The following is a 14,245-nucleotide window of genomic DNA, read 5'->3' on the forward strand; positions in this document are numbered from 1 at the left end:
GCGCCCGGGCATAACAATAAAGCTTTACTTATTTTATTAGGGACATGACATGGGAATGAAGATGCCTTACTGGTGGCTCTCGTGCTGCCTGATATCTGTGCCCGCTTTCTGCGCAAATCCGGCGGCAACCATCAATACCGGACAGCTTCGCGAAACGCAGGAACTCCCCTCACTCAACGGGCGCGTGGCCCCGGTAGCAGGCAACGCCGCTCCAGGTTCATTGCAGCTTGGCGAGGCCGTCAACCGCGCCGTTACCTGGCACCCGGCCATCAGCGAAGCCGTGGGCAAACTCTACCAGCAGAGCGAAGAGGTGGACGTCGCGAAATCAAAATACTATCCGCAGATTAATGCCGGCGTGGACAACGGTTATTCCCACGATGGCGATCAGAACGGCTTTACGCCGTCGCTGGTGCTTTCTCTCTCACAAATGCTCTACGACTTTGGCAAAGTAGCCAGCCAGGTGCGCGCCGAAAGCGCTGGCGTTGCCCAGCAGCAGGCCAACGTGCTGGTGAGTATCGACACCATCGCCCACGATACCGCCGTCGCCATGGTACAGGTGCAAACCTGGCAGCAGATGGTCGACACCGCCAAAGAGCAGCTTGAAGCCCTCTCTTCCATCGGCACGCTGACCCGCCAGCGTAACGACGAGGGCGCCACGTCGCTCTCTGACGTGGTGCAGACCGATGCGCGTATCGAAGGTGCGCGCGCCCAGCTGATGCAGTACCAGGCCAGCCTGGACAGCGCCCGCGCCACGCTGATGAGCTTTCTCGGCTGGAACAGCCTGAACACGATCAGCAATGACTTTCCGCAAAAGCTGGGCCGGAGCTGCGATATCGCCGAGCCGGACGACCGTCTGGTTCCCGCCGTTCTCGCTGCCTGGGCGCAGGCTAACGTCGCCCAGGCTAACCTCGACTACGCCGACGCGCAGATGACGCCAACCGTCTCACTGGAGCCGGAGGTGCGTCACTACATGAACGACCGCTATGCAGGCAGCGAAACGCGGGATCGCACCCAGTATTCCGCATGGGTGAAAGTGCAGATGCCGCTCTATCAGGGCGGCGGCCTCACCGCCCGGCGTAACGCTGCCGGACACGCGGTGGAGGCGGCGCAGTCCACCATTCAGCGCACGCGCCTTGATGTTCGCCAGAAACTGCTGGAAGCCCGCAGTCAGGTGATGAGCCTGCAAAGCACGCTGCAAATCCAGGGCCGCCAGGAGGCGCTCAGCGCCCGCACCCGCGAACTGTACCAGCAGCAGTATCTTGACCTCGGCTCGCGCCCGCTGCTCGACGTGCTCAACGCAGAACAGGAGGTCTATCAGGCGCGCTTCACCCAGCAGCAGACCCTCGGTCAGCTGCACCAGCTGCAGCTCAACTGCCTGTATAACACCGGGCAGCTGCGTCATGCGTTCGATCTTGATAACCGCACCATCCAGACCGTGGAGATCCAGCCATGAAGCAGCGTGATATCCCGCAGGGTGAAAACATGACGGATGAGGCGCTGGCGCAGTGGGCGCAGGCCTTTGGCTTTATCGCCACGCGCTACCGCGTCGCCTGCTCGCCCGGCGCGCTGATCGCAGGCGCACCGTGGCTGAAAGGCAAACCGATGGTACCCGCCCTCACCCAGCTGGCGCGTGAGGCGGGGTTGTCGTTTCAACTGCTCACCGCTGACCAGCAGTCGATCAACAGCTGGCGTCTGCCGGTGGTGGTGGCGCTGAATGACGGCCGGGTCGGTGCGATCGAGCACTTCGACGGCGATGACACGCTGGAAGTCAGCTTTTTCGGCGATGAGACCTACACCAACCGGCTGTCGATGACGGCGATGCTGCCCGCTATCCGCCACGTTATTGCCCTGCGTCCACTCGCCGCGCTGAAGGACAGCCGCGTGGACGCCTATATCTCAAAATACCGACCGGACTGGCTCTACCGGCTGGTGATGCGCGATCTCCGCCCCTACAGCTGGGTAATGCTGGCCGCGCTGTTTATCAACGTGCTGTCGCTTTCCGGGATCGTCTTTTCCATGCAGGTCTATGACCGGGTGATCCCCGCCCAGTCCTACCCGACGCTGTACGTCCTGACCATCGGGGTGCTGATTGCCACCCTGTTTGGCTTTGTGCTGCGCGTGGCGCGCGGGCACATTATGGATCTGCTGGGCAAGCGCTCGGATATGCGCGTCTCGGATCGCGTATTCGGCCACGCGCTGCGGCTGCGCAACAGCGCGATCCCCCGCTCCACCGGGAGCTTTATCTCACAGCTGCGCGAGCTGGAGCAGATCCGCGAGATGGTCACCTCGTCCACCATCTCGACGATTGTCGACCTGCCCTTCTTTTTACTGTTCGTGGTGGTGCTGGCGATCATCGCCCCGCAGCTGGCGTGGATCGCCCCGGTCGCGGCGGTGATCATGGTCCTGCCCGGCCTGCTGCTGCAAAAGAAGCTGGCGGAGCTGGCGAAACAGTCAGCTCATGAATCGACCCTGCGCAACGCGGTGCTGGTGGAGAGCGTGCAGGGGCTGGAGGACATCAAGCTGATGCAGGCGGAAAACCGCTTTTTGCAGCAGTGGAACAGCTATATCCAGATCACCGCCGAATCCGGCCTGCGCACCCGCGAGCTGACGCAGAACCTGATCAGCTGGGGCATGACCATCCAGAGCCTGGTTTACGCCGGAGTGATTGTGGTCGGCGCGCCGATGGTGATCGACGGCACCCTGACCACCGGCTCGGTGGTCGCCGCGTCGATGCTGGCCTCCCGCATGATCGCCCCGATGGCGACGCTGTGCGGCGTGCTGGCGCGCTGGCAGCAGGTCAAAGCGGCAAAAGAGGGGCTGGACAGCATCATGCAGCTTCCCACCGAAAACCAGCGCGAGGAGACACCGATCCGCCAGGACGTGCTGCGCGGTCACTACCTCTTCGAGCAGGCGCAGTTCCGCTATCAGCCGGACGATCCGCGTATGGCGCTGCGCATTAACCGGCTGGAGATCCGCCCGGGTGAGAAAGTGGCGATCCTCGGGCGCAACGGCGCGGGCAAATCGACCCTGCTGCAGGCCATGGCGGGCGGGATGGATCTGGCAGCCGGCGAGCTGCGACTTGATAACTTCAGCCTGCCGCATCTCGACGTTGCCGACGTCCGGCGCAACGTCGGCTTTATGACCCAGAATGCGCGTCTGTTTTACGGCACCCTGCGCGAAAACATTACCCTCGGCATGCCGCGCGCTACCGACGAAGAGATCTTTGAGGCGCTGGAGCTGACCGGCGCGGCAGGCTTTGTGCAGAAGCTGCCCAAAGGGCTGGACTACCCGATCATGGAAAACGGCGTGGGGTTATCCGGCGGGCAGCGCCAGTCGATTCTGCTGGCACGAATGCTCCTGCGCGATCCGAATATCGTGCTGATGGATGAACCCACCGCGTCGCTCGACGAGCACACCGAGCGGGAATTCATCCAGCGCCTGGGCGACTGGCTCGGGCACCGCACCCTGATTGTCGCCACGCATCGCGTACCGGTGCTGGAGCTGGTGGAGCGCGTCGTGGTGTTGAAAGAGGGGATGCTGGTGATGGACGCGCCAAAAGCCCAGGCGCTGAACAACAGCCGTATGCAGCAACAGCAGCAGGCAGCAACCGGACGGGAGTGGAAAAATGAAAATCAGTCAGCGTGACGTGGCGGCAATGGACGATCTGGATAACGCCCTCGACTCCGAAAGCGGCTACACCGGCGCGCGTCGGATCGTGATCTTCTCGCTGCTGATGTTCGTGGCGCTGGGCGTCTGGGCGTGGTTTGGCATGCTGGATGAGGTGTCAACCGGCTCGGGTAAAGTGATCCCCAGCTCGCGCGAGCAGGTTTTACAGTCGCTGGACGGGGGGATCCTCACCGAGCTGAACGTCCACGAGGGGGATCAGGTGCAGGCCGGACAGGTGCTGGCGCGGCTTGATCCTACCCGTTCCGAATCAAACGTCGGCGAAAGCGCGGCGCGCTACCGGGCTTCACTGGCCTCCAGCGCCCGCCTGTACGCCGAGGTGAACGATCTCCCGCTGAAGTTTCCCCCTTCGCTGGCAAAATGGCCGGATCTGATTGCCGACGAAACGCGGCTGTACAACTCGCGCCGCGCGCAGCTGGAGGATACCCAGCGGGAGCTGCGCGCCGCGTTAGATCTCGCCAATAAAGAGCTGGCCATCACCCAGCGTCTGGTGAAAACCGGGGCCGCCAGCCACGTGGAGGTGCTGCGCCTGCAGCGGCAGAAAAGCGATCTGGAGCTGAAGCTCACCGACGTGCGCTCGCAGTATTACGTCCAGGCGCGCGAGGCGCTCTCCAAGGCCAACGCGGAGGTGGATATGGTTTCGGCCATCCTCAAGGGCCGCCAGGATTCCGTCACCCGTCTGACGGTAAAATCCCCGGTGCGCGGGATCGTCAAAAACATCAAGGTCACCACCATCGGCGGGGTGATCCCGCCCAACGGCGAGCTGATGGAAATTGTGCCGGTAGACGATCACCTGCTGATTGAAACCCGCCTGTCGCCGCGCGACATCGCCTTTATCCACCCGAACCAGGAGGCGCTGGTGAAGATCACCGCCTACGATTACGCCATTTACGGCGGGCTGCACGGGGTCGTGGAGACGATTTCTCCGGATACCATCCAGGACGAGGCCAAGCCGGAGGTGTTCTATTACCGGGTGTTTATCCGCACCAGCCAGGATTACCTGGTGAATAAGGCGGGCAGGCACTTCTCGATTGTGCCGGGGATGATTGCCACGGTGGACATTAAGACCGGCGAGAAAACGGTGCTGGATTATCTGATTAAGCCGTTTAACCGGGCGAAAGAGGCGCTGAGGGAGCGGTAGTCAATCGCCGGGTGGCGGCTTCGCCTTACCCGGCCTACATTGTAAAGCTCAGCGGGACGTGGGGAGGGCATCAGACCGCAACATCGCCCACTGCCCCGGTGTTTTACCGGTCCATGCTCTGAAAACCTCAATAAATGCGCTGACGCTGCTGTAGCCGCAGGACAGCGCAATCCACCCTACCGGCTTCCCTGCCGCCAGCCACTCCATTGCCCGCATGACGCGTGCCAGCTGCCGCCAGTTAACAAAGTTCATTCCGGTCTGGGCACTAAACCGACGATTGAACGTACGTACGCTCATCCCAGCATGAATAGCATGACTCTCGACCGTCTGGTTATCATCGACAAACTGCAGCAAATGGCTGACCACGTTCTTCATACGCGGATCCGTCGGCACGGGAAGAGAAAAGTGAGCCTGGGGCGTCAGGGCAAGCTCATCCAGCAGCAAAGTCAGCTTTCGCGGATCGTACTCACTCTCTGCACCACATAAACGGCTAAACAGAGCATGGGTCAGATCGTCGGGCTCGAACAGCGCGGGCGTATCGGGAAGCCCTGCACAGCTGGCGGGTTCAAGATAGATAGCGCAGCCTTCTATCTCACTTTCAGAAAAAGCGGCGTGCTGCTGACCTGGCGGGATCCAGCCGATGTGTTTTGCCGGTACGACCGAGCGCGCCTGCTGCGTCTCAATGACCAACAGACCCGTTGCAATGCGCCACAGCTGGCCGGTGCGATGACTATGCCACGGCGTTCGATACCCGCCGGGATGACGGAGCGTTTCAAAACTGACCATCTCATTTTGACCGAAAATCGTTATTCATCGACGCATTACAGAAACTACGTCTTCGGCTGTCAAGGATAATGGGGACTCAATCACATAAGGAGCCCGCATGAGCATTATCACGTCCCTGATAGCCGACACCGACAACGCCGCGCAGCGCGAAAAGATGGCGTGCCTGTTAACCTGCTTATTCAACGGCGATATCGGTCCTGAAGAGGTATTTACGCCCGATTACCAGCAGTTTACGGACGATCACGCGCTTGACTACCGGGGTTTTGTCCAGCATCTGAGCCACGTAAGCTCACAGATCCGCACGATCGCCTTTACCGTGGTGGAGATAGCCTGTCATGACGAACTTCTGGCTGAGCGGCATATCGTGACGGTCACGTATCCTGATGGTCGTCAGGCAGAGATCGAGGTTTACCTGTTTGCCGCGCTGCGTGAAGGGAAAATCTGGCGGATCCATGAAGTCACGCGAGCACTCAGCGGCGATGCTGCAGACCGCACGCTGGCACACGCGACAGAATAACGTCACTCCGCCGGGCGCGGTGCGGCGCTGTTATACACGCCAATATAGCGCGCAAATTTCCCAATAAACACACCGGCAAACACGCCGCCGGAGACGATCGCCAGCGCGCTCATGGCGGGCTGCTGCATCGTCTGGGGAGAGACAGCGCTCATCACGCCCAGCACATACTTGACCCCGAACGCCAGCATCATAAACGGCAGCGCGGTGTAGTCTGCCTGGCGGAAAAGGGTGCGCGGCGCCTCTGCGCGGGTGATAACCGCCTGCTTAATCAGGAAATACCCCAGCGCGGCCCCGGCGAGGATCCCCGCCGTCCACAATGCGACAGACCCGGGGGTTAACGTGCGGTAGACCACCAGATCGTAGATATCCCAGAGAAGAAAGATAGCGGGAATGATGGCAAGCCTCTCCAGCGTAACGGTAGCGGGCCTGCGGGCTTTAATGCCGCGAGAGATGAGGAAGATAAACAGCACCCACACCCAGACGGGCGTGTGGGTAACGACACCGATCAGAAATTCAAACATGGAACTCACCATGAACGATAGCGGCCCGTGCCGCCCTGAACGCGTATTGCGCATAACGGCAGGAAAGCCATTATGCGCAGCTCTTTTAGAGCGATTTTTTCAGGCGTTGAACCGCCTCTTTCAGATCTTCATCCGTTGGCGTCACAAATGACATGCGCAGCGTCGTTGGGTCTGGCTCATTGCAGTAGAAAAACTCGCCAGGCACAAATACTACGCCGTTGCTTAACGTTTTTTCAAGCCAGCGGGTGGTGTTACTACCATTATTCATCTTCGCCCACAGGAACATCCCGCCCTTCGGCTTGTGGAACGACATCACGTCGCCCAGCTCGGCCTCCAGCTCGGTTGCGAACGTCTGGTATTTCTGGCGATAGGCTTCGCGGATCATTTTAATCTGATCGGCCAGACGACCTGTTTTCAGGTATTCATACGTCATCAGCTGCGACAGCGTGCTGGTGTGCAGATCGGTGGTTTGCTTAAGGTTCACTACCGCGCGCTTCAGCCATTCCGGTACCAGCACCCAGCCTACGCGAGTCCCCGGCGCGAGAATTTTAGAGAAGGTTGAGGTATACACCACGTTCTCTTCATTGCCGATATCTTTGGCATGGGCGATTAACGGGCGGAAGACTTCATCGGTATAATTAATTTCGCTGTACGGATCGTCTTCAATAATCACGAAGTCATAGCGCTTTGATAATTCCACCAGCTGCTTACGGCGCGCTTCAGAAAGGGTTACCCCGCCAGGGTTGCCAAACGTCGGAACAATATAGACCGCTTTGATGGCTTTCTTTGCCACCAGGGCCTCAAGTTCGTCCACCTTCATACCGTCGCCGTCGGTGCCAACGGATTCAAAGTTGGCCTGCGCCAGGCCGAAGACCTGCAGCGCGGCAAGATAGGTTGGACGCTCAACCACAACGGTGTCACCCGGGTTGATTAACGCACGCGCCAGCACGTCAAGAGATTGCTGCGAGCCGGAAGTAATAACGACATCATCGGCCTTACAGGCGATACCGCGCCCCTCGCAGATGCGTTTAATTTCCTCGCGCAGTCCCGGTACGCCTTCCGTCAGGCCGTACTGGAACGCCTCGCTAAAATGCTGAGATAAGACGGCATCGGCAGCAATTTTAAGCCCTTCGTGATCGAACAGATCGGGATTAGGAATACCCCCGCCCAGCGATATCACCCCTGCCATTTTGCTATGTTTTAATAATTCACGGATGGCAGATGATTGCAGGCCCTGCGCGCTGCTGGCGAGTTTGTTTGCAGACATTCTTTGATTACCTTCTTTTTTATATTGTGCCCAATCTTAGCAGAATATGGGCGATAAATTCCGTAAGCTTAGGCAGTTGACGTAAATCCTGACGCCACAATAAATGCACCGGCCTTGGCGCGGGCGTGAACGGCTCAAGCACGCGCACCAGCCTGCCGCTTGCCAGTTCTTCCGCCACCAGCACTTCCGGTTGCAGCAACAGCCCCGCCCCGGCCCGCGCCGCCATGCGTAAGCCGTAGCCGTCGTTACATCTTAAGATCGCATCCCGCTTCCAGCGCACCTCTCCTTCCACGCCCGGCAGCCGCCACTCGTTACGTGCAGTCCACACCGTGTGCGAAAGACAGAGATGATCCACCAGATCGTCTGGCGTTTGCGGCGTGCCGTGTCGCGCTAAATAGTCCGGTGCGGCGCAGATCACCATGTTGTAGGGGCACAGATATTTCGCCACCAGATCGTCGTTGCGAACGTCACCAATGCGAATGGCCAGATCGACGCCCTCCTCCACCAGATCGACCATCCGGTTGGTGAGATCCAGCTCGATGCGTACCTCCGGGTAGCGCTGCAAAAAGGTGGCCGTCAGCGGGGCAATCACGCAGCCGCCAAACGACGTGGGTGCCGTGACGCGCAACGTTCCGGCAGGTGCAGCACGGAGCCGCTCGACTGCATTCTCAGCAATGGAGACCTGCTCCAGCACCCGCTTCGCCTCATCGAAATAGACGCGTCCGGCATCCGTCAGGCTCTGACGGCGCGTGTTACGCTCCAGCAGGCGGGTGCCGAGCTGTGCTTCCAGCAGCGCAACGTACTTGCCCACCATCACCGCCGACATCTCCAGCCGTGCCGCCGCACCGGTAAAGCTGCCGCTTTCCACCACGGCAATAAACGTCTCCATGCTGCGGAGCTTATCCATATTCCAAATCTCTGGTTAGCAATCTTCTAACTTTAGCCCAGTTTATCCGTATTTTGATTTATTAAAGAATAAAGGCTCACAACAGAAGGAGTCAGCTATGAAAATCGTCATTATTGGTGCCAGCGGTACGGTCGGTCGTGCGGTAACGGAAGAGCTGAGTCATCGCCACGAGGTCATCCGCGTCGGTCGCACGCAGGGCGACGAGCAGATGGATATCACCTCGCAGGCGAGCGTCCAGGCGCTGTTCGAGAAAATCGGCCCGGTAGATGCGATTGTGTCCGCCAGCGGCGGCCTCTACTTCGGCCCGCTCGCGACCATGAAAGACAGCGACTTTAACCAGGGGCTGCAGGATAAGTTGCTGGGGCAGGTGCGCCTGGCGCTGACCGGCCAGCACTACCTGAATGAAGGCGGCTCGATTACGTTGATAAGTGGGATCGTGGCGCACGAGCCGATTGCGCAGGGCGTGAACGCCACCACGGTGAATGCGGCGCTGGAAGGGTTTGTTCGCGCGGCAGCCTGCGAGCTGCCGCGCGGGATCCGCATCAACCTGATCAGCCCGACGGTGCTCACCGAATCGGTCGACACGTACGATGGCTTCTTCCCGGGTTTTGAAAGCGTTCCCGCCGCGACCGTGGCGCAGGCCTATCGTCGCAGCGTGGAAGGCGTGCAGACCGGGCGCGTATACAAGGTCGGCTACTGATCCTTACGGGCGGCGATCAGCACCAGCATCGGGCGCTCCGCCTCTTCGGCCAGCGCGGGCCAGGCGTCAATCTGCGCCTGCGTTGGCCCCCACTCGTTGACCTCGCTTATCGTTAATCCAGCCCTGATGAGCGCGTTAAGCGTGGTGCCCAGCGTGCGGTGGTATTTGATCACCCCGTCCGCCAGCCAGTTGCTGACGCGCTGGCCTTCGTCCTGATAATGGTTCACGCCCCAGAACCGCTCGCCGCTATCGTCGGTCAGCCAGCCCTGACGGGAGGCGCAGGTATATATTGGGTGCTCCATCGAAAAGACCAGGCTGCCGCCGGGCTTAAGCGCGCGCTGAACCTTCGCAAACAGGGTATCCAGCTCCGGCAGGTAGTGCAGCGCCAGCGAGCTGTAGACCAGATCGATACTGTTCTCGTTGAGCTTGAGTGATTCCAGATCGCTACGCTGATAGTGAATCCGTGCGTCGTCAGTCAGTTCAGCCGCGCGGGCGAGCATCTTTTCTGAGATATCGACCCCCGTGACGTGAGCCGCGCCCAGCTCACGCGCGGCGCGGCAGAACCAGCCGTAGCCGCAGCCGAGATCGACAACCGATTTGTCGGTTAAATCCGGCAGCATGGCCTTAAGCGCAGGCCACTCCGGCGCGCCGTCCAGACCCTGAACCGAGCGCGGAAGCTGGGCGTAGCCTTCGAAAAACGCCGGGTTGTCGTAGATGTTTTGTGCCATGGCAGATCCCTCTTTAAGAATGTGACTCCCAGTATAAAGCATTGCCTGCGGCCTGATGCCCTCACCCCAACCCTCTCCCACAGGGAGAGGGAGAAATGCACATCAACCCACTACGCCCCAGACCAGATTTCCCTTATGGAACGTTGCGGTACGCGGGGAAATACGCGCCACGGCTTCGGCGGAACAGGAGGCATCCACCAGCACAAAGCTGGCGTCATCCTGCGCTTTCGGCCACACGCGCTCGCCTTTGTCGTTCAGCGGCAGCACGTCGCCGGTCGCAATCCCCAGCGCGCGGGAGAGCGTCTGCTCGTTTGGGCGAATATAGAGCTGCGCATAGAGATTCGCTTTCTCCAGCATGTCCCCCAGACCGTACGGCGACCAGTGGTCGATTACGCTGTCGGTCCCCGTCATCACGAACACGCCCTTCTCGCGCAACTGCTTCAGCGGCATATGCAGGGTGCCAATCGGCACGGTAGAGGCGATGGTCACCTGCTGCGCCGCCATGCGGGTGGCGATCTCATCCACCTGCTGCTCGTTGAGCGTCGCCAGCGCGAAGGCATGGCTGATGGTCAGCTTGCCCTTCAGCTCCGGCGTTTTCTCCACGGTTTCGACCATGTAGTTCACCGCCGCCACGCCCGCCGGGCTGGTTTCGTGCAGGTGAATATCCACCCCTTTGTCGTAGTCCAGCGCAATCTGGAACATGGTATCGAGAGATTTCTCCATCGCGCCGTCAACGTTGGTTGGATCCAGCCCGCCCACGTAGTGCGCCCCGGCCTGCATCGCCTCGCGCATGAGCTTTTCAGAATTCGACAGCAGCAGCCCGTGCTGCGGGAAGGCGACGATTTCGCAGTCAAAACCCGCTTTGCGGCGCGCCAGCACAGCCTGCAGGTTTTCCAGGTTTTTCAGGCCGGAAACCGGCTCAATGTTGCAGTGGCTGCGGGCGATGGTGGAGCCTTTCGACTGGATCAGATCGATCAGCTTTTCCGCACGCTCCTGGGTGTAGGGCTGCAGCTCGGGCAGCAGCTTCTGCTCAAGGCGGATCATGTCCTGAATCGTGGTGCCCGCCGGGCGGTTCAGGGATCGCCACGGACCGCCGTAGAAGGTTTTATCCAGGTGAATGTGCATGTCGCGCATCGCCGGGAGCATCAGCTTGTTGCCCGCATCGTAGTGCGGCAGCGTGGCGTCGGCGTGGCGCTTGTTGTCGCGCAGGGCGACGATCTTCCCGTCTTTAATCTCCAGCGTTTTCAGTTCGGTGCGGGTGCTCGTCGCCACGCCGCCGTCGACGTTAAACCCGGCCTCCAGCAGCACGTTGTCGAGGTAGTAGTGTTTTGCGGTGATGCTCATCGGTTTGCCGGTCTCGCAGGTTGGCTTTGCGGAGTCAGCAGCATACGCGACGGAGCCGGTCGCGCCAAACAGCGCACAGGCGGTCACCATTTTGCCGCTCTGGCTGATAAATTCACGGCGGCTTTTGTTTTCACTCATCTTATCTTCCTTCATTCACAATATGGGTACCGGTTTCCCCGCGCAGCGCGGCGGGCAGGCAGTCCGGCGAGGTGATAATCACGCGTTTGCCGCCGTGGTGTAAGAATTCCAGCGAAGCGACGATTTTGGGCAGCATGCTTCCTGCCGGGAAGTGGCCTTCCTCCATATAACGCCTCATCTGCGCCACGTTAACGATGTCCAGCGCCTGCTGGTTTGGCTTGCCGAAGTTGACGCACACCTTTTCCACGCCGGTGGTAATCACCAGCACGTCGGCGCCAATCTCCCGCGCCAGCAGCGCGGTGGAGAGATCTTTATCAATCACCGCGTCGACGCTCTGGTAATCGCCCTGTTCGCTGCGCACCACGGGAATACCGCCGCCGCCCGCGCCGATCACCACGTATCCTTTTTGAGTGAGCGTCTTAATGGCATCCGCCTCGACAATCCGCAGCGGCTGCGGTGAAGCCACCACGCGGCGATAGCCACGGCCGGAGTCCTCAACAAAACGCCAGTCCGGGTGCGCGCGCTGCAGCTCGTCGCGCTGCGCCTCGCTGAAGAACGCACCGATAGGTTTCGTCGGGCGCGTAAAACCGGGATCGTTTTTATCCACCTCCACCTGCGTGACGACCGTAACTGCTTTTTGCTCCCCGCGCGCGGCCAGGCGGTTGTTCAGCGCCTGCTGGATCAGGTAGCCGATGCCGCCCTGGGTGTCCGCCACACAGTTTGCCAGCGGGGTCAGCGGCAGTCCTTCCCGCTCGTGGGCGATTTCGGCGCGGCGCAGATCCAGCCCCACCTGAGGGCCGTTGCCGTGGGTGAGCACGATGTCATAGTCGGAGGCCAGCATTTCCAGCACCGACTCTGCCACCGCTTTCACCGCCTGCGCCTGATGTTCAACCGACTGGCTGGCGTTGTCTTTGATAATGCTGTTACCGCCAATGGCGACAACCATAAGCTCTTTCATACGTGCTCCTTCGCAACGGTACCCGGCGCAGCGTTCGCCGCTTCGCGGCTATCCAGCACATGCTTCACCACAAACATGCCGCCCATCATCAGATACGCGGTGACGAACATCAGCGAGCTGCCTTCGGCAAAGCCCACGACCGGGGCGTGGATCACCCCAAACAGCGCCAGCAGCGCCCCACACGCAGCGGCCACGGCGCCGCGCAGCGGTTTGTTGATGATGGCGAAAATGGCGATACAGCCCCACAGCATGCTGGCGAGCGGTGCCCCGTTCCCCAGATGGACTAATCCTTCGTAGTAGATCCCTTTGCTGTGCAGCACGTCGGTACCGATCTTCGCCGCGCTGGTGCCCGCCGCACCCATCACGCTGTTCATCATGGTCAGCGCCCAGTTGGCGATCCACGGGAACAGACAGATGAAGATCACGGGTACCTCCACCTTTGGCGTTTCCCTTACCACCTGATTGGCGGTGACCACGCCGATAAACACCAGAATCGGCACGATGGCGGTCATCGGAATGATGGCGAGCATAAACGCCCCCAGCCCGAACAGCGGCACGATGAACATGGTCACGCCGGAGGCCAGCGTGTAGCCGATGCTCGCCCCCATCGCTTTCCAGCCGGGATGGCCGACGTAGACCGTCACCGGGAACGGGTTCCCCATCAGGCAACCGAGCATGGAGGCCAGACCGTTCGCCAGCATGACTTTACGCGTCGGATATTCATCCCCCGCCGCGTGGGCGCTTTCGATGTTTTCCAGGTCAAAGATGTAGTTCGCCAGCCCCAGCGGCACGGCAGAGGCAAGATACGGCAGCGCGTGCGGCAGGCCCTGCAGGAAGCCCTCCACGTGCATCTGCGGCGGGTTAAAGCCGAAGGATGACATGGACGCTTTAATCGCTTCCGGGCTTTGCAGGCCGGAGATCCACGCCAGTGCGGTACCGGCTATCAGCAGCAGCAGGCCGGTCGGGATGCGGGCGAAAATCGGCTTTTTGCCAAACCAGTTAATGAAAATCAGCAGCAGCACGATAAACGACACTGTCGGCGCTTCGAACGCCTGCAGCATCGGGTTCATCGCCAGCAGCAGTAGACCCAAACCGGACAGGCACGACAGCAGCACGGTGCGCGGGATCATCTTGCGGATGGTTTCCCCTAAAAACGAGCCGCCCGCGAGGATCATCGCCTCAACAAAGCACCACACCAGGCCAATCTGGATGGCAAACTCCGCATCACCGGTCTGCTGATAAACCGGCATCAGCACCAGGAAGGTCACGGTAAAAATTGACGGCGCGCTCGGGCCGGACGGCAGCGCGGTGACGTCCGTTCGTCCGGTGGCGCGCGCCATCTGCATGCCGAACCAGGCATAGCAAATACTCGCGGTCAGCACCGCCAGCCCGAAGGCCGGCGCGATGCGTCCATAAACAATCTCCTTCGGGATGCCGACGACAAAAATGAGCAGCCCCATCATGGTCAGCAAATTGGTCAGGTTGTTGGTCATCAACCCGAAATACGCCGCCCAGTCACCTCTTTTCCACTCCAGCTTCATGTTTTTCATGGAT

13 protein-coding genes are annotated in these 14,245 nt (G+C 60.3%); 5 read left to right on the forward strand and 8 right to left on the reverse strand.

Annotated features, from left to right (window positions below; translation table 11 throughout):
- The first annotated feature begins 49 nt into the window (after positions 1-49).
- From ACDO57_RS18335 to ACDO57_RS18345, 3 genes are read left to right on the forward strand one after another with little or no spacing between them, the layout of a single operon-like run.
- Positions 50-1,453 carry a TolC family outer membrane protein gene (locus tag ACDO57_RS18335; RefSeq protein ID WP_032647949.1) on the forward strand — a complete coding sequence of 468 codons (1,404 nt, stop codon included), beginning with the start codon at positions 50-52 and terminating at the stop codon, positions 1,451-1,453.
- Entirely contained in the window at positions 1,450-3,645 is a 2,196-nt protein-coding gene (locus ACDO57_RS18340; RefSeq protein ID WP_024908316.1) for a type I secretion system permease/ATPase, read from the forward strand. The genes ACDO57_RS18335 and ACDO57_RS18340 overlap by 4 nt, the downstream gene beginning before the upstream one ends.
- Before the next feature lie 10 nt (positions 3,646-3,655).
- Entirely contained in the window at positions 3,656-4,825 is a 1,170-nt protein-coding gene (locus tag ACDO57_RS18345) for an HlyD family efflux transporter periplasmic adaptor subunit (RefSeq protein WP_152680680.1), read from the forward strand.
- Between the two features lie 48 nt (positions 4,826-4,873).
- Here ACDO57_RS18345 and ACDO57_RS18350 read toward each other — a convergent pair whose 3' ends face one another.
- Complete coding sequence (locus tag ACDO57_RS18350; protein ID WP_370884391.1) at positions 4,874-5,611, reverse strand: helix-turn-helix domain-containing protein; 738 nt, start codon at positions 5,609-5,611, stop codon at positions 4,874-4,876.
- A 97-nt stretch (positions 5,612-5,708) separates the two neighbouring features.
- On the opposite strand from ACDO57_RS18350, the gene ACDO57_RS18355 reads away from it, so the two are divergent.
- Positions 5,709-6,128 carry a nuclear transport factor 2 family protein gene (locus tag ACDO57_RS18355; protein WP_370884392.1) on the forward strand — a complete coding sequence of 140 codons (420 nt, stop codon included), beginning with the start codon at positions 5,709-5,711 and terminating at the stop codon, positions 6,126-6,128.
- Positions 6,129-6,130: 2 nt separating this feature from the next.
- Here ACDO57_RS18355 and ACDO57_RS18360 read toward each other — a convergent pair whose 3' ends face one another.
- The 3 genes from ACDO57_RS18360 to ACDO57_RS18370 form a co-directional block, all read right to left on the reverse strand.
- On the reverse strand, positions 6,131-6,649 hold the full coding sequence (locus tag ACDO57_RS18360) for a DUF6622 family protein (protein ID WP_024907665.1): 519 nt from the start codon (positions 6,647-6,649) through the stop codon (positions 6,131-6,133).
- Positions 6,650-6,734: 85 nt separating this feature from the next.
- Positions 6,735-7,916 carry a PLP-dependent aminotransferase family protein gene (locus ACDO57_RS18365; RefSeq protein ID WP_061714586.1) on the reverse strand — a complete coding sequence of 394 codons (1,182 nt, stop codon included), beginning with the start codon at positions 7,914-7,916 and terminating at the stop codon, positions 6,735-6,737.
- Positions 7,917-7,935: 19 nt separating this feature from the next.
- Positions 7,936-8,823 carry a LysR family transcriptional regulator gene (locus tag ACDO57_RS18370; protein WP_061714585.1) on the reverse strand — a complete coding sequence of 296 codons (888 nt, stop codon included), beginning with the start codon at positions 8,821-8,823 and terminating at the stop codon, positions 7,936-7,938.
- Positions 8,824-8,920: 97 nt separating this feature from the next.
- Here ACDO57_RS18370 and ACDO57_RS18375 point away from each other — a divergent pair, with 97 nt between their 5' ends.
- On the forward strand, positions 8,921-9,523 hold the full coding sequence (locus tag ACDO57_RS18375; protein WP_370884393.1) for a short chain dehydrogenase: 603 nt from the start codon (positions 8,921-8,923) through the stop codon (positions 9,521-9,523).
- On the opposite strand, the gene ACDO57_RS18380 is transcribed toward ACDO57_RS18375, so the two are convergent.
- The 4 genes from ACDO57_RS18380 to ACDO57_RS18395 form a co-directional block, all read right to left on the reverse strand.
- Complete coding sequence (locus tag ACDO57_RS18380; protein ID WP_370884394.1) at positions 9,517-10,251, reverse strand: class I SAM-dependent methyltransferase; 735 nt, start codon at positions 10,249-10,251, stop codon at positions 9,517-9,519. The genes ACDO57_RS18375 and ACDO57_RS18380 overlap by 7 nt on opposite strands.
- Positions 10,252-10,353: 102 nt before the next feature.
- Positions 10,354-11,733 carry an amidohydrolase family protein gene (locus tag ACDO57_RS18385; RefSeq protein ID WP_370884395.1) on the reverse strand — a complete coding sequence of 460 codons (1,380 nt, stop codon included), beginning with the start codon at positions 11,731-11,733 and terminating at the stop codon, positions 10,354-10,356.
- Position 11,734: 1 nt separating this feature from the next.
- Complete coding sequence (locus ACDO57_RS18390; protein WP_370884396.1) at positions 11,735-12,691, reverse strand: carbamate kinase family protein; 957 nt, start codon at positions 12,689-12,691, stop codon at positions 11,735-11,737.
- On the reverse strand, positions 12,688-14,241 hold the full coding sequence (locus ACDO57_RS18395) for a xanthine permease (protein WP_370884397.1): 1,554 nt from the start codon (positions 14,239-14,241) through the stop codon (positions 12,688-12,690). The genes ACDO57_RS18390 and ACDO57_RS18395 overlap by 4 nt, the downstream gene beginning before the upstream one ends.
- Positions 14,242-14,245 lie beyond the last annotated feature (4 nt).

This window comes from Enterobacter cloacae complex sp. 2015409 (assembly GCF_041365315.1).
In the GTDB taxonomy this organism is placed as follows: domain Bacteria; phylum Pseudomonadota; class Gammaproteobacteria; order Enterobacterales; family Enterobacteriaceae; genus Enterobacter; species Enterobacter pseudoroggenkampii.

Bases quoted from the DNA above. Each gene is read 5' to 3' on its own strand.
- ACDO57_RS18335 (WP_032647949.1), top strand. From the start codon at position 50: ATGGGAATGAAGATGCCTTACTGGTGGCTCTCGTGCTGCCTGATATCT.
- ACDO57_RS18340 (WP_024908316.1), top strand. From the start codon at position 1,450: ATGAAGCAGCGTGATATCCCGCAGGGTGAAAACATGACGGATGAGGCG.
- ACDO57_RS18345 (WP_152680680.1), top strand. From the start codon at position 3,656: ATGGACGATCTGGATAACGCCCTCGACTCCGAAAGCGGCTACACCGGC.
- ACDO57_RS18350 (WP_370884391.1), bottom strand. From the start codon at position 5,611: ATGGTCAGTTTTGAAACGCTCCGTCATCCCGGCGGGTATCGAACGCCG.
- ACDO57_RS18355 (WP_370884392.1), top strand. From the start codon at position 5,709: ATGAGCATTATCACGTCCCTGATAGCCGACACCGACAACGCCGCGCAG.
- ACDO57_RS18360 (WP_024907665.1), bottom strand. From the start codon at position 6,649: ATGTTTGAATTTCTGATCGGTGTCGTTACCCACACGCCCGTCTGGGTG.
- ACDO57_RS18365 (WP_061714586.1), bottom strand. From the start codon at position 7,916: ATGTCTGCAAACAAACTCGCCAGCAGCGCGCAGGGCCTGCAATCATCT.
- ACDO57_RS18370 (WP_061714585.1), bottom strand. From the start codon at position 8,823: ATGGATAAGCTCCGCAGCATGGAGACGTTTATTGCCGTGGTGGAAAGC.
- ACDO57_RS18375 (WP_370884393.1), top strand. From the start codon at position 8,921: ATGAAAATCGTCATTATTGGTGCCAGCGGTACGGTCGGTCGTGCGGTA.
- ACDO57_RS18380 (WP_370884394.1), bottom strand. From the start codon at position 10,251: ATGGCACAAAACATCTACGACAACCCGGCGTTTTTCGAAGGCTACGCC.
- ACDO57_RS18385 (WP_370884395.1), bottom strand. From the start codon at position 11,733: ATGAGTGAAAACAAAAGCCGCCGTGAATTTATCAGCCAGAGCGGCAAA.
- ACDO57_RS18390 (WP_370884396.1), bottom strand. From the start codon at position 12,691: ATGAAAGAGCTTATGGTTGTCGCCATTGGCGGTAACAGCATTATCAAA.
- ACDO57_RS18395 (WP_370884397.1), bottom strand. From the start codon at position 14,241: ATGAAAAACATGAAGCTGGAGTGGAAAAGAGGTGACTGGGCGGCGTAT.